Here is a 17,168-nt window from a genome sequence, read left to right as displayed (position 1 = left end):
CTGTGTTTCTCAGAGAAGCTGAGGCACGAGGCTATCTCGGTCGCTGCGTCATGAGGGCGGCATGTCTGCTGCGGTCCAGGACCTGGGAGGCTACGCCCCGACCCACTCACGAGTCCGATCGCCAGGCGACAATCCTCACGTACGCGAGTCGCATCCCCGCATCATCGACTCGACTTACCGCTCTGCTCGATTCACAATCAATTCCACTCCGGGCCACTTATCGCAAGGACGTCCCACGTCACGTCTCTGTTCTGAAAGTACCGGCTCCCTCGCGTCGAATCTCCATTCCAACGAGCGTCATTTCCTCGCCGCGGCGTGGCTGGCGCATCCACACGGCGCCCCGTTGGGGCGCTGGCGGCGGCGTAACTCGCCGCACGGAGGCTCTCAATGGCAGACAGCACGGGAAGGCTCACGGACCAGTTCAACGTCGACAAGGATGGAGGCGCGGCATATGCCTTCGAGCTCAAGGTCCCTCCGGGCACGGCGGGTCTCTCCCCCGCGCTGGGCATCGCCTACAACAGTGGCGGCGGCGACGGACTGCTCGGCGTCGGCTTTGGCCTGAGTGGCCTGTCGTCCATCACCCGTACCGGCCGGACGGTCGCGCAGGACGGACGTCACGGCTCCGTCAACTATGACCTCGACGACCGCTTCACTCTGGATGGACAGCGATTGATGGTGGTGTCCGGCGCCTATGGGCAGCCCCAGGCGGTCTATCACACCGAAATCCAGACCTGGCGAAAGGTCATCCCTCACTATCCCTCCGGATGGGACGTCCAACGAGGTCCCCAGTCCTTCACAGTCCTGACCCGCGATGGGCAGATATGGGAGTACGGGGCCACGGTGGATTCCCGAGTCCCCGCCTCGAGCAGCGTCCCCGCCATTCGGCTCTGGTCCCTCAACCGCGTCACGGACCGACATGGCAACTTCATGACGGTGACGTACGAACTGGACCTCCAGAACAACGCCCACTACCCGAAGCTCATCGAGTACACCGACAACGTCAAAAGCCCCATCGCGAAGAAGCGCCAGGTGCGCTTCGGCTTCACGGATCGCCCGGAGGTCGCCACCACCTACGTGGGTGGCCATCCCATCCGCATCACCCGGCTGCTGTCCCAGGTCCAGACCTTCGTCGCGGACACGCTCGTGCGGACGTACCGATTCGAGTATCAGCCGAGCAAGACCACCCACCGTCCCCTGCTACAAGCGGTTTCCACCGAGGCACGGGACACGTCGCTTCCCCGCACCGCCTTCACGTGGCAGGGCCAGGCGGAGTCGGACCCCACGCTGTTGCAGCCCTCTCGCTCCCTGGGAAACACCCTGCAAGGAGGGCTGCGCATCCCCATGAGCGTCAGTGGCAACGGGCTCACCGACGTGCTGCACGCCTACGCTGTCAACCAACAACTCCGCCTTGAACTCTACCTGTCCACGCGCACAGGCCTGGATGGCCCCCACGCGTTGGACCTGGGCGGAACACCCCTGGTGTGGGGAGGCATTTTCTGTCCGCTCGACGTGGACGCGGACGGACGCATGGACCTGGTCTATGCCGTCAACAACGGCGGCAAGCTCGGACTGACACTCTTCAAGGCCACCGAACGCAACGGCCGCTGGACCCTGGTCCGCGAGGGTCCGGTGAACGGCGCCGGCCCCGACAACCTCATCTGGGGAGGTCGGCTGCTCGCCCTGGATGTCGATGGCGACGGTCGCTCGGACCTTGTCTACGCGACCAACAACGCGTCCATGCTGAAGCTGGACGTCCTGTACTCCAATGGTCGCGTGTTCACCCCGTCCTCTCACGGCCTGACCACGACGTCCCTCCCCTTTGGGGGGCACCTGTTGCCGTTGGATGTCGATGGGAACGGACAGATGGACCTTGTCTATGCCACCAATGACGGTGGCTTCCTCAAGCTCACCTGGCTGAAGGCGGAGCCGGAGCGAAAGGGCTTCCAGCCCCAGAGTACGCCGCTGCTTCCTTCCGGCACCCGCATCCCCTGGGGCGGCAGCCTCATCCCCATCCATCTGAACGGAGATGGACAGATCGACCTCGTCAATCCCTATACGGACGGGAACACCCTGCACCTGCGCGCGCTACACAACACGGGCAAGGGGTTCGTCATCCAGGACCTGGGGAGCACCGGCCTCCAGTTCGGCGCCACGATTCCCCAGCTCATGCCCGCGGACGTGACAGGCAATGGGCGCGACGACCTGGTGATTGTCGGAGAGCACCGTCGTAACGGCGCGCCCCAGGCCCAACGGCTCGCCGTACTGGTCAACGAGGGGGGGACCCTGCGCTTCCACGCGAAGGTGTCCCAGGTACCCGCCTTCGTCGCGGCGGGTGAATCCACCATGGCCCTGGGCCTGACAGGCGTGGGCAAGGCGGACGTACTGCACGTGGATGGCTCGGGCGCGGTCCACCTGCTGGCGGCCACTCCCGAGTACCCGGACCTGATAGCGTCTGTCACCAATGGGCTGGGAGGACGCTTCGAGCTCTCCTACAAACCCCTCACCGACGACACCGTCTATCGCCGCGAGACGCCCGACGCGGAACAGGTGGACACGCAGTCGCTGTTTAGCAACCAGCTCTCCGGGGCCACGTATGCCTTGGCGGCCAACCCCGCCAGCCAGACGGGCACAGCGGGAATGAGCTTCGCGTCCCGCAGCGTCCAGTACCCACGGTACGTCGTGTCCGCCTACACGCAGGTCTTCTCCCAGTCCCAGCAGTACGCCCACACCTTCAGTTACACGGGAGCCCGGCTCAACATCCAGGGCCGTGGCTGGCTGGGCTTCGCATCCTGGAGCAAGACGGACCCGCACACAGGTCCCGCCGGCGTCGTCACGGAGACGCGCTACCACCAGGAGTTCCCTCGCACCTACGCAGTGAAGACCCAGACCGTCCGGCGCGCCTCGGACCGGGCACTCATGGTCCAGTCCGAGTACGACTACAGCACGCCCGCCAACGCGGGCGTCCACCAACTCCAGACGACGGCGGTGCGCAAGAAGCTCTACACGTTCGCGACGTCGGACACGCCCGACTGCGTGCGCATCAAGACCTTCCAGTACGACGACTACGGCAACGCCACATCCATCACCCAGAGCACCACGGGGGCCCCCTCCGCGCCGCTCCACACGCTTCAGGTGTTCGAGAACAGCGTGGAGAAGCACCGCTTCGGCTTCCTCAAGGAGCGCAGGCTCAGCGCGGACCCAGTCGGGAATCAGACGCTACGGTGGGAGCGCATGACGCTCGACCCTGTGACGTGGGACATGAAGACCCACTCGCGTTGGAGCAGCGGCGACACGTGGCAGCTCTATTCGTACCAGTATGACGACTGGGGCAACCAGACCCGCATCGAAGACCCGGGCAATGGCGTCGTCACCTACCACTACGACGCCACCTATCACACCTTCCCGAGCAAGCGCGTGCTGCCGCCCACCGCGTCGGGGCGCGCCGTGGAGTTCGAGTTCCAGTACAACGCCGGCACGGGCGTTCTGACCTCCCAGACGCAGCCCAACGGCTTACGGGAGGTCCACCAACACGATGGGCTGGGCCGTCCGGCGGAGTCCCAGCGCACGTCGCCCGATGGCTCGCTCGTGGCGACGATGCGCATCGAGCGTGGGCAGGACTCGACGGGGCGGTACCGGAAGACGCTGACCCGCCAGGAGTGGGACCGGGACGTCTGGTCGGTGCGGACGGAATACGTAGATGGCTTCGGGCGCGTCACGCGGACGGCGAACCAGGGACAGGAAAACGGGGCGCTCGTTGGCCGGGCCATTCTGGAGGACACCGTCCTCGACGCACACGACCAGCCCGTGGAACAGACGCTGCCCTATTTCAGTGGCGACACGCCCAAGCGCGCCCAGGCGCTCACCCATGACGAGTACGAGCGCGTGGTGCGCCGGGAAACCTCCAGCGCCGACAGCGCGCCCAATGTCACCACCTACGAGTATCCCCGCGCCAATCGGGTCGTCCTCACCGAGGGCGCCACCTCGCGGGAGCCGCGCACGCGGACGCTGACCCACGGCTTCTTCGGGGACACGCAGTGCCTGGAAGAGCTCCAGGACAGTCGGGGCACCACCACTCGATTCACCCACGACGCCCTGGGCCGGCGGCTGAGCGCGACGGACCCGAAAGTGGAGACGAGCTTCGCCTACGACGGCCTGGACCGCCACACCCGCATTACCACCTGCTCGGGCAGCACCACCTTCACGCGAGAAACCTACGCCTACCAGGACGACCAACGGACCTGGACCCACACCGACGGCACCGGTCACGTCACCACCTTCCGACACGATGCCCTCCGGCGCCTGACATCGAAGCAGGTGGGCAATGAACAGACGCACTACACCTATGACGAGCAGACCAGCCCACACTCCCTGGGCCTGCTGACCAGCGTCCAGCTCCCCGATGGCTCGGCGTATGTCTATGGCCACGACGCGGACGGCAACACGACGTCCGTCAAGCTGACGCTGGACGGCACGGACTACACTCTGGGTCAGGACTTCACGCCCACACGCCTCGTCTCGCGCGTCGTCTACCCGGACGCCGCGAAGACCGAGGTGCGCTACCAGCGCGACGCCCTCCAGCGCCTGCTCAAGGTGACGGAGGGTGACAAGGAGCACCTGGTCCAGTCGGACTTCACCGTGAACGGCGCCCCTGGGGTGGCTCGGTATGGCAACGGCGTCCGCACGGCCTGGACCTATACGGCGGACGGACATCTGCTGACCCAGGACGTCTTCGACAAGAACGAGCACCCCGTCTCGGCCACCACGCTGGAGTGGGATGCGTTCTGGCAGGTGGGCGCCGTCCGGGACCGCATGGAGGCCCCGCGAAGCCAGACCTTCGACTATGACGCCCTGGGGCAGTTGGTGAAGGCCCAGGGTGGAAGCTACGGCGTCCAGGATTTCGCCTACGACGGGGCCTGTAGCCTCACGCGCAAGGCGGACCTGACAATGGAGCGCTCGGGCCACCAGATTTCCAGTGGCATCTCCCCGGCAAGCTCGGATGTCTTGCACACCCGCTACGACGCCAATGGGAGCCTGGTCGAGCTGCGATACCAGGGCGTCACCACCCACTTCGGCTATGACGGCGAGCGGCGCCTCCAACAGGTGGGCGAGGTGCGATTCACGTATGACCAGGACGGGCGGCGACTGACGAAGGCAGAGCCCGGGTCGACGACGTACTACGTGGCCCCCTGCTTCGAGGTCGTCGCCTTCGCGAACGGAGCGCGGCAGCACACCCGCTACGTGCTGGAGGGTGAGCAGCTCGTGGCCACCGTCACTCTCGTGGAGTCGGGCACGCCGCCGAAGGGACAGACGGGCGTCCCCTCACCGGGCACGCGCTACTTCCACGTCAGCAACACCCGCAGCACCACGCTGGTCACCAACGAGCAAGGGCAGGTGTCCAGCGCCATGGACTATGACCCGTTCGGGACACCGAAGCTGCGCTCGGGCAGCGACGACTTCCGGCGGAAGTACACCGGGCTCGAGCTGGACAGCACGGGGCTCTACTATGCGTCGTCGCGCTATTACAGCCCGCTGATGGGCGGCTTCATCACCGCCGACACGCAGCTGGGCGCGCCCGAGGAACACATGGGGGCGTACAATCGCTACGCCTACGTCCTCAATGACCCGATGACGCTGCTGGACCCGTCGGGCTTCGGGTTGTTCGGCAGCATCAAGAACTTCTTCACCAACACGCTGCCGAACTGGGTCTCCAAGAACTGGGAGGAGATTGTCTCCTACGCAGTGGATATCGCACTCATCGCGGGCGGCATCGCGCTGTCCTTCGTTCCGGGGCTGCAAGGCGTCGCCGCGGTCGCAGTGGGAATGGCCGTGGGCGGGCTGGTGGGCGCGGGGCTCGGGGGGCTCGCTTACAACATCAGCACGAGCGCCACCGGCAAGGAGTTCAGCTGGGCGGGCTGGGGTACCCAGGTGGGCATTGGCGCCGCCGCCGGGGCCATCGCCGGAGGCTTCTCCGCGGCGGGGGAGCTGGCGGCCACGGGGCTCAGCCTGGCGACACGCAGCATGATGAACATCGGCCTGCGCGCGGGGGTGGACCTCATTGGTGGCGTAGTGTCCGGCTTGGCCAGCCAAATGATTGGAAACGCCGTCGCGGGGGCGCCACTGGGCGCGGACCTCACCTTCGCGGCGATATTCGGCGGCGCGGCGGGCGCGCTGGGCAGCGTGGTGGCCAGCGGAGGGAAGGCCGCGCTCAGCCGCGTGGCTCGCTCGCTGGATGATTTGGATGGCCTGGCGGACGGGCTTCGCCGGACGACCTACAACGTCGCGGGCGGCCCGACGATGCAGCTTGAAATCGAAGGGATGCGCAAGCTCGTCGCCATCACGCTGGGCGGCACGTTCGGCACCGCGTTCGGGTACACGCTCAGCTACCTGCACGCGGAGCAGTACCTGCTGCCCGGCATGAAGTGAGCGACGCGCTGGCGCTCCCAGGGAGTCGTGATGCCCCCGGCACCCGGTCCGCCGGGACTGAACGAAGTGCAACAACGTGGAGGTCAAACGCGAATGGAATCGACGACACGCACCAAGCCGAGAATCCTCTTTTCGGGAGCCACAACGGGGCAGGACTTCAATGCCCTGAAGGACGTGGGCGAGCTCTCCGTCAGGAATGGACAAGACGGGCTGGAAGCCGCGGAGGTGTGCTGGGTCGACTGCCTCACGACGAAACCCGAGCAGTACGAGCCCTTGCTGCGCACGGCCCTGGCCGAGGGCAAGACGCTCGTGCTGAGCCACCCGGACGCACATGCCCACCAACACCTTTCGAAGCTCGTGGGCTGCCAGGTTGATGGGGAGCGCAGCGCCCTCATGGTGTCCCGCGACCTGGGCGCGTCCACGCCCTCCAGCTATGTCATCACCGCGCTCGCCGCGCCCATCGACGACCCCGCCGCGCAGCAGCACTCGGGTTCTGGAGGCGAGGCTGGCGAAGCCACGAATGGCAAGCCATCCCCTATCCCCGTCCAGGCCAGGGCCCCATCGTCAACGTCCCAGGGTGATGGCGCCCGGCATGACTGGGCTGCCCTGCTCGAATCCCATGGACGCCGGGCCGCCCGCGCCCTGGGGGGGCCTGGGCTGATTCCTCCCGCCGGGGTCATGTATGGCATCAGGACCCTGAACCAGTCGTATACCCGTTACCTCACCAACTCCGACAACTGGAGCGCTGCCTCCGGAAGGTCCCAGACGGCGGAGTTCGACTTCGTGAGCTCGTTCTATGTCTATCGAGAGAACGGAAAGCCGAGCGCCGACTACGTCGTCATCCGCATCCAGGAGGCCACCTTCAACCCCTCCACCTTCATGGTGAATGTCGATAACGCCAAGGGGTTCTGGCAATACCACTTCGAAACCCAGTGCACGAACAACCGGAGCGTGCCCCTCCTCAGCACCAGCCCGGGGACGACCAACGGGCCAGGGGTCGGCGCGCAGATCTCCATGCCCGTGCTCGTGAAATCCGTGCAGGACGGCAGCTGCGTCCCCAACCACTGGTCGGCGACCCATGGCCCGGTGGGCCGAAGCATCGAGGGCTGGGCCTTGTTGAATCAGAGCAGCAACGGCGCCGGAACCGGCCGGTGGGTCTACCACCATCGGGACTTCTGGAACTCCCAGAACGACCCCCCCAATGACTTCGGCCGCTGGTGGTCCATGATGTACGAAGGTGGCTACGGCGGCAGGGTGAAGACACTCTCCTCGCTCGCCCGCGCCTCCTTCACCGTGGAGAACATCTGTGCGTGGCGGTTCAGCGCCAGCGCGATCTCCTCCAACCCCAACGTGACCTTCACCGAGTCACTGAACTATCGCAACGTGGCTTTCGCGAACCCGAAGGGAACTGGCCGCAACCACCGTATCGCATGGGCTTGGGCGGACAGGAGCGCCTCCACCACCATCAACCTGGTCAGCGTGACGGACATCGCCAGCCCGTGCCGCTGAGCACCGCGCGCTGAGGACCTGGCGGCGCACATGAGGGAATGGGGGCACGTCCATGGGACGTGCCCCTGCGCACCTTGCGTCCAGGTGCTCGGCGATGGTCCACATCGTGTGCCCACCCAGACTTTGGTCGCTGCGGCGTGCCCGCGCCAAGGCTGCGTCAAGACGCGCGTCATGACGGCCCTGGTAGACGGCAGCGGACCCGCTCCAGCGGCTACGGAGCAGCGAGCAGCGCCTCCAGGCGCCGCGCGTAGAACTCGCGCGAGCGCTCGCCGTTGACGGCCGCCACCACCACGCCCTCGCGGTTGATGAAGACGGTGGCGGGTACGGTGGAGATGCGCAGCGGGCCCAGCACCTCGCCCTTCGCCGTGGCCACGGTCATGTGCACCCCCAGCGCAGCCGCAGCCTGGCGATTGCGCGCCTCGCTGGGGTTGAGCGAGAGCGCGAGGAAACCGACGCCGCGCGCCTCGTACTCACTCCTCAGGGCTTCGAGCTCGGGCAACTCCCGGGCGCAGGCGTGTCAGCCTGGGGCCCACACGTTGATGACCCAGGGGCGGCCCAGCAGCGCCGCCCGGTCGATGCGCTCGCCCTCAAGCGTCTCGGCCCTCAGGCTCTCCGGCACCGGCGTGCCGGGGCGATCATAGCGGTCATGGCGGTCACACGCCCCCACCAGCAGGGCGAGCGCGAGCAGGAGCGGGGCGCAGAAGGGACGGCGCATGGGCTCTTTATGCACACGGAAGTACGCCCGCGCATCTACTTTCCGCGCGGGAACTCCGGCGGCACCCACCGTGTCCTTCCGGGGCACCACTGCCGCACACGAAAGGTCTCACGCATGCACCGTCGTGTCCTCCTCGGGCTCGACTTCGTGCTCGACGCCGGGCGGCTCTTCGCCCCCAGCACCCGCGTGCGCATCTCGCTGCCGGACGACACCGGGGGGTACCCGGTCCACGAATACAATGGCCTCCCCCGGAGCAGCATCGCGGAGGAGAAGCACTACAAAGCTCGGCGCTCGTACCTGCGATGGAGCCCGAAGACTCTCCGCGGCGCGAGGCAAAGCACCTCACGCATGTCGTGCGTATCCTGACCGAGCAGTGGGCATGTCCGGCGCGCGTTGCGGTAGCGCTGGACTCGCGCAGCAAGTGCCGGGCGCGGGCTTCGCTCAGGACGACGACAGGGCCCAACAACTCCCCGTGCACCGGAAACGAATGGGCGGGTGTGCACAAACCTGCACATCCATCATTCGTCCCTTTGATTGAAATATTCCCGGGGCCCCATGTACAACCGCGCGCTGTCGCGCGGGCTGCTCGCTCCGAGCGAAGGGCCGCAAGACATCGCACACCATCAGTCATTCCTGCTGGCGTTTCCACTCGTCGTACAGTCCATGCTCGTCCGCCGGGCGCAGAGGCCGCAAGGCGAGGGACTGGGCTTGGGGCCCGCGGGCCAACTGTGCGTAGAGCGACGCAGTGGAGAGGCCGAAGGCTTCGCCCTCCTCGTTGGAGTAAGCGAAATAGGCGCCCTGGATACCGCACAGGTGCATGGCGGCCAGACACATCGGACAGGGATGACCGCTGGCGTAGATGATGCAGCCGCTCAGGCTGGCGCTACCGAGGCTCTGGCTCGCATTGCGAATGGCCAGAAGCTCGGCGTGGGAGGTGGGATCCTTCGTCTGAATGACCTCGTTGACCGCGCGCGCAATCACCCGACCGTCGCGCACGAGCACGGCCCCGAACGGACGGCCACCAGACTCGACGTTGGCGCGGGCCAGGGCGATGGCCTCGCGCATGAATTCTTCGGCGGACGGATCCATCAGCGACCTCCGGCGGCAACGAGCATCTTGGCAATCGCGTCTTGTTTGCGCTCGCGGGCGTGCTGGAGCGGCGTGACGCCGCTTCCGTCCGCCACGTTGACGTCGGCACCGCCGTCAATCAGGAGACGTACGATCGCCTGGTGACGTGGCCCGCCGTCGCTGAGCAGGATCGCCTCCAGCAGTCCAGTCCAGCCCAGGCGATTGACGTGGTTCGGATCGACGCCGGCTTGCAGCAACGTTTTCACGACCTCCACGTGGCCGCGTTCGCAGGCCGGAATGAGCGCGGTGCCGCCGTAGCGGTTGGTGCTCTTCAAGTCGGCGCCGTTCTTCAAGGTCAGGCGCAGGATCTCCAAGTACCCCCGCGCTCCGGCCAGGAGATAGGCGCTGTCGAGCTGGCGGTTCTGGAGGTTCACGTTCGCTCCTGCCTCGACGAGGACGCGGACGGCAGCCACGTGGTTCCCGTCGGTCGCCAGCAAGAGCGACGTGTTGCCCGCAGAGTCCCGGGCGTCAACGGCCGCCCCCTGGCGCAGCAGCTCGGAGACCGTCACCGCATCGCCCTTCTCCGCGGCCTGCAAGAGCGCCTCGGGCAGTTCGGGAGAGCCGCCGTTCCCCGCTCCCGCAGAAGCTGCGCAGGCCATCGTGAACAGCGTCATGAGCATCACCCTCCAAATGTTCGCCAGGGACACGACTTCACCTCCTGACGAGGTGCTCTAATACCCTGCCATTTCATACGAAAACGAAATACTAGAATGACTCATAGTGGAGTTCTGAATAGTTCGACCGAGAGCTCTTCGTGGAGACACCCGAATGCTCGATCTCTTCTTGCTGCGAACCTTCGTCGCGGTCGTCGAAACGGGAAGTTTCACCCGAGCCGGTGAGCGCCTGCACCTGACCCAATCGACAGTCAGCCAGCAGCTCATTCGCCTTGAGCAGAGCCTGGGTTGCCGACTGCTGAACCGCGGCCAGCGCCACGTAGTGCCCACGGAAGAGGGGGAGCGCCTGCTTGGCTATGCGCAGCGGCTCCTTCGCTTGGCCGAGGAGGCGGCCGTTGCGTTGAACCCCGGCGGAAGCGGCGGTGTGTTGCGATTAGGCGTGCCCGAGGATCTCGGGGGCGAAGTGCTGATGCCGCTGCTGACGCGCTTCGCAGCTGAGCGACCGCGCCTGCGTCTGGAGGTCGAGTGCGGGTTGAGCCACCACCTCTTGCGCCTCTACCGCAACGGCGAGCTCGATCTGTTGCTGGTCAAGCAGTGGGGCGCCGACAGCGATTCCCATGCGCGCTGGGCGGAGCCCCTGTGCTGGCTCGACAGCGCGGCGCAGCCGGTGACGGCGAGGTGCGAGGGTGGCACGAATGTTCTGCCGCTCGTGGCGTTCCCCGTGGGGGCCCTCTATCGGCAGGACATGATTCACGCGTTGGAGAGCCGCGGGCGTGCCTGGCGGATTGGCTACTCGAGTGCCAGCCTCGCGAGCCTCTGCGCGGCGGTGAGCGCTGGGCTCGGCATCAGCCTGTTACCTGCGAGTAGCGTGCAGTCCGGCCATCGCGTGCTGGGCGAGAAGGATGGCTTTCCTACCGTAGACGGGCTCGAGCTTGCCCTCTACGCCCGTTCGAATCTCGGCGCCGTCGGCCGTACCCTGCGCGACGAACTGTCCGACCTTTGCACCCAGCGTGCAGAAGCTGCGGTTCGTGCTTGAAGACGTGGTGAACGGGAACCACGCCGCTGGGCGTGGCTGGCGACATCGACCGAGCGCATTCTCCGGTGACGACCGCGCCGGTGCGGTCTCCCCGGATCCTGACGTGGGGCCGCTCCGGTCCACCTGCTCTTCCGTCACCGGGAGAGGCTCCTCGTCGAATCGTACGCACACCTCGCACATACGGAGCCCCAGGAAGGCGGCATCGATGACCTCCGCCTCGGATGTCCCGTTGCGCAGCCGGTAGCGCGCCTCGAAGCGACAGGCCGCTTCGCGCTCCGCCTCCGCGCAATCGAAGTCCAGCTTCTCCCTGAGCGCCTCCGAGCGCGTGCGCGCGATACCTGGGGACAGGGTGAAGGCCGCCGGCGTGCGCGTGGATTCTGATAGGGACCGAGGCCCGCGCAAGGCGAAGCGCCACACGCGGGCCCCGGGACGACAGGTCTCAGCAGAACCAGCCGTTCTGCACCTGGCCGTCCACGTTGCAGTTGCCCCAGGCGTGGCCGGGAACCCACTCGCTGCCACCGCTATACACGGTGAAGGTCTGCCCGTAAGTCAGCGTACAGGTCGAGCCGTTGGAGCGGCGCACCGTCAGGTCGTTGGCACAGACCGTGAGCCGCTTCCCGTTGTCCCACGTCTGTGCGTAGTAGTACGGGCCCGCCATCGCGGTCACCGAGCCCTCGCCATCCTTCTGCGGCGCGGGCGCCACTGGCGCCTCCTGCAGGGTCTCCGGAGCTTGCTCCTCGCCTCCACAGCCAACGAGAAGGGCAGTCGCAGCAAGCATGGATGCAATCAAACGCATGGGTGTACTCCAATCAGGGGGACGCACATACTAAGCCGGCTAATCCGGCTATACCAGCTTACGGCAGGATTTTATTTCTGACAATGCATCCGAAATCTTGGTGGCTCCTGGAGCGACCTTTTTCTGACAATGCAATAGGTGCCTGCTCCTGACGCCTTGCGTTGGAGATTTTCAGGCGCTGCGTCATTTCGGTGAGCGATGAGCACAACGAGCGGCAGGGACAGGTCCGTGAGGCCGTTGCTGGGAGGGGCCGAGGCCCTACGCAGCTCGGCGCTCGTACCGGTGGTGGAGTCCGAAGACTTCCCGCAACTCCAACTCCAAGTGGCTCCGCAGGGCCGAGCGCATCGTCTCCACCAGCGCAGTCATGAAGACCCGCATCTTGCCATTCTTGCCGGCCGTAGCTGACAAGCCAGAATTCTGCCGCGCCCTGTCACGAGGTAGCCGTTCAGATGGTGTGCCTCGTCATCTCGCGCTGAGCACACGCACGGGCACGTCGTCTCGCCAGTCGTCGTGGCGGCAACGTCGCCAGCGGACGCTGGCGTCGCGCGCGTCCTCTTCTCGCATCAAACACTCCTGGGCTGGTGTCCGGCATGCCCGATATGGCGGTGCCCGGTATGCGTTTGAACGGCACCTCGAAGTCCCCCAGGTGTATCGCATGACGAAGACTCACCGGGCGGCCTTGCTGCTGTCCATGGTGTTGCAGGCGTGTGGGGACACATCTCTCGCAGAGTCCGCCCCCGCGGAGCAGTCCGTGGCCGCGCTCGAGACCGCGGCGGAGCCACAGGACATCCTCGCCCGCCTCCAATCCATTCCCGGGCTCAGCGTTGTCCTCGAGCAGCCCTCGCCCTTTCCGGGCACACGCTTCTTCTTGCTGCAGTTTGAGCAGCCCGCAGACCACGAGCGTCCCCAAGGGGAGCGCTTCCAGCTCCGGATGACGCTCCTTCACCGCTCGGTGGACGCGCCCATGGTGCTCTCCACCGAGGGCTACATGCTGGCGACCAGGCCCTGGCAGGCCGAGCCCACCGCATTGCTCAGTGCCAACCAGCTCTCCGTGGAGCACCGCTTCATGGGGACATCCGTGCCGGCATCCCGGGATACGCGGCTGCTCACCATCTACCAGGCCGCGAGCGACAGCCACCGCGCCGTCCAGGCCTTCAAACCCCTGTACCCCGCGCGCTGGCTCTCCACCGGAGGCAGCAAGGGCGGAGTGACGGCCGTGTATCACCGCCATTTCTACCCGGATGACGTGGACGCCACCCTGCCGTATGTCGCGCCCAGCAACCATGGGCTGCGCGACGTGCGCTACGTCCACTTCCTCGCGAAGCTGGGGGATGCGGACTGCCGCGCGAAGCTGGAGGCCTTCCAGCAGGACGTGCTGCTACGCCGCGGGGAGCTGCTGCCCTTCGTGGACGCGCTAGGTACGAAGTGGAACACCGGCTTCACCGTCGTGGGCGGTCCGGACCGCGCGCTGGAGTTCTCCGCTGTCGAGGCATCCTTCTACTTCTGGCAGTACGGCACCGCGTCCGCTTGCGCGAGCATTCCCGCGCCCGGCGCGCCGGCGGCGGAGACGTTCGCCTTCCTGGACGCTGTCGTCGGCGTTGCCTTCACTTACTCGGACCGTTTCATCGCCCCCTTCGAGTACGCCTACTACCAAGCCGCGACGCAGTTGGGCTGGTCGCGCTACCCCGCGAAGCACCTGCGAGGGCTTCTGCGCTACCCAGGGGAGAACACGCCCGACGTGTACGTGAGCTTCCCTGTGACGGAGCCGTTCGACATGCGGGCCATGCTTCGGGTGGAGCACTGGGTCCGCAACCACGGCAAGCGGATGCTCTTCATCTACGGGGAGAATGACCCGTATTCCGCCACGGCATTCTCCGTGCGCGAGGACAACGACGCGTTCCGCTTCTTCGCTCCGGAGGGCAACCACGGTGCGAGCATCGGCAGCCTTGCCGAGCCCGAGCGGGCCCTCGTCCTGGAGCGCCTCTTCACGTGGATGGGCATGAGCGTTCCCTCCGCGGAGGTTCGCGCGCAGGCACTCGAGCATGCGACCGAGGCGGCGACTTCGAAGCCCGCTGCGCCATGGGTGCCACGAGGCCACCTTCAGCAGCGCGTCAATGCGAGTGAGTGAGGCGCGTGGTCATCGGGCGTCATCCGCCTGGAAAGCCACGCGTCCAACCGCAGTACGATGGCGGAGTCGCTCCTGGCCCCCAAGGGCCCGCCGGTGATGCCCACCCCCTCACGGCGGGCGCCAGGGAACTGAACCTCACGGCAGCGGACCACGTGCTTCAGGAGGCCCCACGGCGGAGCCCCTCCGTGATTGGAGGATCGACCCTCACTCCAGGCCCGTGATGTCCGCGCTCAGAAGCAGCTCTTCTGACCCAGGAGGGACGTGTTCGTCTTGAACTCACAGGCACAGCTGCTCACCATGCACTTGAACGAGGCGGACTCCTCACACAGCGACTCTACCTTGCGCCAGGCGACGACGGGCCTGTCCCAGGTCAAATCCTTCGTATAGAGAACGCCGTTCTTGACCGCGAAGGCGTGATTCCAGGTCCAGGATTCGTTCGCGGTTTCATTCTCGGTGTTTGAGCAGCGGCTCGTGATGGTCATGACCAGACGGTCGTTCTCCACCTTCCAAGTCCCCAAATCGTTCCTCAAGTCCGCCTCAATCAGGAGGACGGACTTCCCCTTGATGAGCATGGCGAACGGATAGCTGGAACCGCGCTCCCTGCGATAAAGGCCGTCGCTCAGCTTCCCCCCAGTCAGCGGGGGAGCATCCGTCACCTCCCCGCCGTCCGCATCCCACGTGCTGCACCAACTCACGGTGTCACACTTGAGCGCGGAGTCCGAGCCGCCTCCGCCTCCGCCTCCGCCTCCGTCCCCCTCCCCTTCGCTTGAGTCGCCACAGCCCACCACCAGCATGGATAGAAGCACCAGGTACCGTGTCGCCGCCTTCATGTCGTCCTCCCAGGAGTCCTCGGGGAGCACCCATGCCCCCCCCCCCTCTGACTGGAAGAGACAGGCCGTGCGACACCGTTGCGTGAAATCGACCAACATTGGTGTAGCCCCCCGGAAGAGTCGGACAGGCTCGTTCGGATAGAAAGCAAGTCTGCTGATGGAGAAGAAGACGACAGAGGCCGCGCTGACCACCTGCTGGAGCAACGCCCAGACGGAGGGGCAAATCACGAAGCTCAAGTTCCTCAAACGCCAGATGTACGGTCGCGCCAGCTTTAACTTGCTGCGTCGCCGCGTGCTGCTGGCCGCCTGAGCCGCCCCTTCACATGAAGTGCGGGAGAGCCACGGAGCCAGGGCAAGCTCACCATGGCCCTTCGAGCCGCACGCGGTGCTGGCTACGAGCACGGCGGAACCTGTCGCCGCTGCTCACGCACAACCCACTCGCGCTGGAGAGCCTCCTGAGCCGAGATTTTTGGGACGCCGGTAGGCGCCTTCCCTCTTTCTCCTCGAGCACATGGGCAGCCATTCGCCGGCTGGCAGATGGCGCGACGTCTTCCATGCCCATCGCGAAGCGAAGAGAGGAACCTCCACATGCCGCCGCCCCCTATCCGCCGAGACCCGCCGAAGCCGCCTCCCGTCAAGCCTCCGCCCGCGACCCTACAGCCGCCCAAGTCGAAGCGCGCGCCGGCCGCACAGAAGCCCGCCCCGGCGGCGACACAGCCGCCCAAGGACTCCTTCAGGCCAACGAGCCCCGGGACGACGCTCCCTCGGTTGCAGATGGGGCCCTACGTCCCCGGACATGAGCCCAAGAACGACAAACCCCAGACACAGCCAGCTCCCGCGGCCCCAAAGAAAGAGGAGCAGAAGCCGAAGGGTCTCGAGAGCTGGGAGACGTATCCCAAACCGCTGGACACGACGGTAACAGTCCGCCAGCAGCTCCAGGATGGCAAGGACCGGGTCCAGACCTGGAAGGACAACCGAAGCGCGGGGCACGGTCTCGCGAAGACAATGAAGGAGGGCGTGAAGGACAACTTCGCCAAGTCCATCGAGGGCGGCAAGAACCCAAAGGACCTGGACAATGGTCTAGGAAGGCTGGGCAAGGCCAACACGGCCATCAAAGGCGGCGTCGGCGCCTACACCCTCATCGATGGGAAGGTGAGTGATGCCTACAAGGCCGTCGCCACCGGGGGGCTGTCGAGCAGCAATCCCCAGGAGCGAAGCGAAGCCCTGGATGCGCTCGCCAGTGCGGGCAAGACCTCAACCGAGACCCTGAAGGCGGGGCTCGAGACAGCACGAGACCTCGAGAAGTACGGGAGCGCGACCCGGGCTGCCAACAAATCCCTCAAGGCCGCCGCCCCGGACCTGGGCCTCAAGGCGCGGCTCAAGATTGCTCACAACCTCTCCATGAAGGCGTTCAACCATGCGGACGCCGGGGATGTGGGCACCGCTGAGAAGTTCGACGCGCTCAAGAAGGCCAGTCGGTCCTCCACAACGGACATCGCCGCCAAGGCGCACGACGACAGCAACAACAAGGCACAGAAGCGGCTCAACAAGGGGATCAAGACAGGCGCCGAGAAGACCGCGGACAGCGCGTTCGAGGCGGCCATCGATAAGGGTGCCAAGGCCGCAGGCGGAAAGCTGGCCAAGTTCACGGGACGATTCGTGCCCGGCGCGAACGTCGCCATCGCCGCCTTCGACATCGCCACAGCCATCGCGACGTCCAACTCCAAGGACGCCAGCCCAGGCAAGAAGATAACAGCGTGGACAACCGCCGCAGGATCCGTGCTCGCGGCCACGAACATCCCGGTGGTGAGTCAGGTCGGCGCGGCCTTCTCCACTGTCTCCGACCTCGTCGGGAGCTTCTTCTAAACCGCCTCGACGAGTCCGCTAAACATGGAGCCCAGCGTGCTCGAAGAAGGAGCGGAGGACGTCGGGACGATGCTGTAGGGCACGGAATTCCTTTCGTGCCAGGCGCATGAGGTCCGAAATGGC

The 17,168-nt window shown here is 66.1% G+C and carries 12 protein-coding genes; 7 read left to right on the top strand and 5 right to left on the bottom strand.

All coding sequences use genetic code 11. From position 1 onward, the window contains the following. Positions 1-387 precede the first annotated feature (387 nt). Both F8M74_RS24900 and F8M74_RS24895 read left to right on the top strand, forming a co-directional pair. Positions 388-6,423, top strand: a complete 6,036-nt coding sequence (locus F8M74_RS24900; protein WP_141279587.1) for an RHS repeat-associated core domain-containing protein — start codon at positions 388-390, stop codon at positions 6,421-6,423. A gap of 93 nt (positions 6,424-6,516) precedes the next feature. Continuing rightward, positions 6,517-7,932: a hypothetical protein gene (locus tag F8M74_RS24895; protein WP_141258821.1), complete on the top strand. Its 1,416-nt coding sequence runs from the start codon at positions 6,517-6,519 to the stop codon at positions 7,930-7,932. Positions 7,933-8,143: 211 nt separating this feature from the next. Here the strand turns inward: F8M74_RS24895 and F8M74_RS24890 are convergent, their stop codons facing one another. After that, entirely contained in the window at positions 8,144-8,662 is a 519-nt protein-coding gene (locus F8M74_RS24890; protein ID WP_141258822.1) for a TlpA disulfide reductase family protein, read from the bottom strand. A gap of 99 nt (positions 8,663-8,761) precedes the next feature. On the opposite strand from F8M74_RS24890, the gene F8M74_RS24885 reads away from it, so the two are divergent. Continuing rightward, positions 8,762-9,013 (top strand): hypothetical protein, encoded by a 252-nt coding sequence (locus tag F8M74_RS24885; RefSeq protein ID WP_141258823.1) that lies wholly within the window; start codon positions 8,762-8,764, stop codon positions 9,011-9,013. A gap of 261 nt (positions 9,014-9,274) precedes the next feature. Here F8M74_RS24885 and F8M74_RS24880 read toward each other — a convergent pair whose 3' ends face one another. Both F8M74_RS24880 and F8M74_RS24875 read right to left on the bottom strand, forming a co-directional pair. Continuing rightward, positions 9,275-9,736: a nucleoside deaminase gene (locus F8M74_RS24880; protein ID WP_141258824.1), complete on the bottom strand. Its 462-nt coding sequence runs from the start codon at positions 9,734-9,736 to the stop codon at positions 9,275-9,277. Next, the gene (locus F8M74_RS24875; RefSeq protein ID WP_228560176.1) at positions 9,736-10,389 is read right to left on the bottom strand and encodes an ankyrin repeat domain-containing protein; all 654 of its coding nucleotides are present in this window, start codon (positions 10,387-10,389) and stop codon (positions 9,736-9,738) included. Before F8M74_RS24875 ends, F8M74_RS24880 begins: the two co-directional genes overlap by 1 nt. Before the next feature lie 154 nt (positions 10,390-10,543). Here F8M74_RS24875 and F8M74_RS24870 point away from each other — a divergent pair, with 154 nt between their 5' ends. Beyond that, entirely contained in the window at positions 10,544-11,425 is an 882-nt protein-coding gene (locus tag F8M74_RS24870) for a LysR family transcriptional regulator (RefSeq protein WP_141258825.1), read from the top strand. 439 nt (positions 11,426-11,864) lie between these two features. On the opposite strand, the gene F8M74_RS24865 is transcribed toward F8M74_RS24870, so the two are convergent. Beyond that, positions 11,865-12,221, bottom strand: a complete 357-nt coding sequence (locus F8M74_RS24865; RefSeq protein WP_216620699.1) for a hypothetical protein — start codon at positions 12,219-12,221, stop codon at positions 11,865-11,867. A 655-nt stretch (positions 12,222-12,876) separates the two neighbouring features. Here F8M74_RS24865 and F8M74_RS24860 point away from each other — a divergent pair. Further along, a complete protein-coding gene (locus F8M74_RS24860) occupies positions 12,877-14,349 on the top strand; it encodes a S28 family serine protease (RefSeq protein ID WP_228560174.1) in 1,473 nt (490 codons plus the stop codon). Positions 14,350-14,579: 230 nt separating this feature from the next. Here the strand turns inward: F8M74_RS24860 and F8M74_RS24855 are convergent, their stop codons facing one another. Continuing rightward, positions 14,580-15,179, bottom strand: a complete 600-nt coding sequence (locus F8M74_RS24855; protein WP_141341517.1) for a hypothetical protein — start codon at positions 15,177-15,179, stop codon at positions 14,580-14,582. 157 nt (positions 15,180-15,336) lie between these two features. Here F8M74_RS24855 and F8M74_RS24850 point away from each other — a divergent pair, with 157 nt between their 5' ends. Together F8M74_RS24850 and F8M74_RS24840 are read left to right on the top strand one after the other, a co-directional pair. Further along, complete coding sequence (locus F8M74_RS24850; protein WP_153881042.1) at positions 15,337-15,489, top strand: hypothetical protein; 153 nt, start codon at positions 15,337-15,339, stop codon at positions 15,487-15,489. Between the two features lie 707 nt (positions 15,490-16,196). Further along, positions 16,197-17,045, top strand: a complete 849-nt coding sequence (locus F8M74_RS24840; protein WP_228560172.1) for a cell wall anchor protein — start codon at positions 16,197-16,199, stop codon at positions 17,043-17,045. Positions 17,046-17,168 lie beyond the last annotated feature (123 nt).

The sequence above is a fragment of the Myxococcus sp. CA023 genome, assembly GCF_010998615.1.
GTDB lineage: Bacteria > Myxococcota > Myxococcia > Myxococcales > Myxococcaceae > Myxococcus.
The sequence above is the reverse complement of the archived record's forward strand: the minus strand, read 5'-3'. Positions and strand labels throughout refer to the sequence as shown.

Excerpts from the sequence above, each read along its gene's own strand:
- F8M74_RS24900 (WP_141279587.1), top strand. The coding sequence starts at position 388 with ATGGCAGACAGCACGGGAAGGCTCACGGACCAGTTCAACGTCGACAAG.
- F8M74_RS24895 (WP_141258821.1), top strand. The coding sequence starts at position 6,517 with ATGGAATCGACGACACGCACCAAGCCGAGAATCCTCTTTTCGGGAGCC.
- F8M74_RS24885 (WP_141258823.1), top strand. The coding sequence starts at position 8,762 with ATGCACCGTCGTGTCCTCCTCGGGCTCGACTTCGTGCTCGACGCCGGG.
- F8M74_RS24880 (WP_141258824.1), bottom strand. The coding sequence starts at position 9,736 with ATGGATCCGTCCGCCGAAGAATTCATGCGCGAGGCCATCGCCCTGGCC.
- F8M74_RS24875 (WP_228560176.1), bottom strand. The coding sequence starts at position 10,389 with ATGACGCTGTTCACGATGGCCTGCGCAGCTTCTGCGGGAGCGGGGAAC.
- F8M74_RS24870 (WP_141258825.1), top strand. The coding sequence starts at position 10,544 with ATGCTCGATCTCTTCTTGCTGCGAACCTTCGTCGCGGTCGTCGAAACG.
- F8M74_RS24865 (WP_216620699.1), bottom strand. The coding sequence starts at position 12,221 with ATGCGTTTGATTGCATCCATGCTTGCTGCGACTGCCCTTCTCGTTGGC.
- F8M74_RS24860 (WP_228560174.1), top strand. The coding sequence starts at position 12,877 with ATGACGAAGACTCACCGGGCGGCCTTGCTGCTGTCCATGGTGTTGCAG.
- F8M74_RS24855 (WP_141341517.1), bottom strand. The coding sequence starts at position 15,179 with ATGAAGGCGGCGACACGGTACCTGGTGCTTCTATCCATGCTGGTGGTG.
- F8M74_RS24850 (WP_153881042.1), top strand. The coding sequence starts at position 15,337 with ATGGAGAAGAAGACGACAGAGGCCGCGCTGACCACCTGCTGGAGCAAC.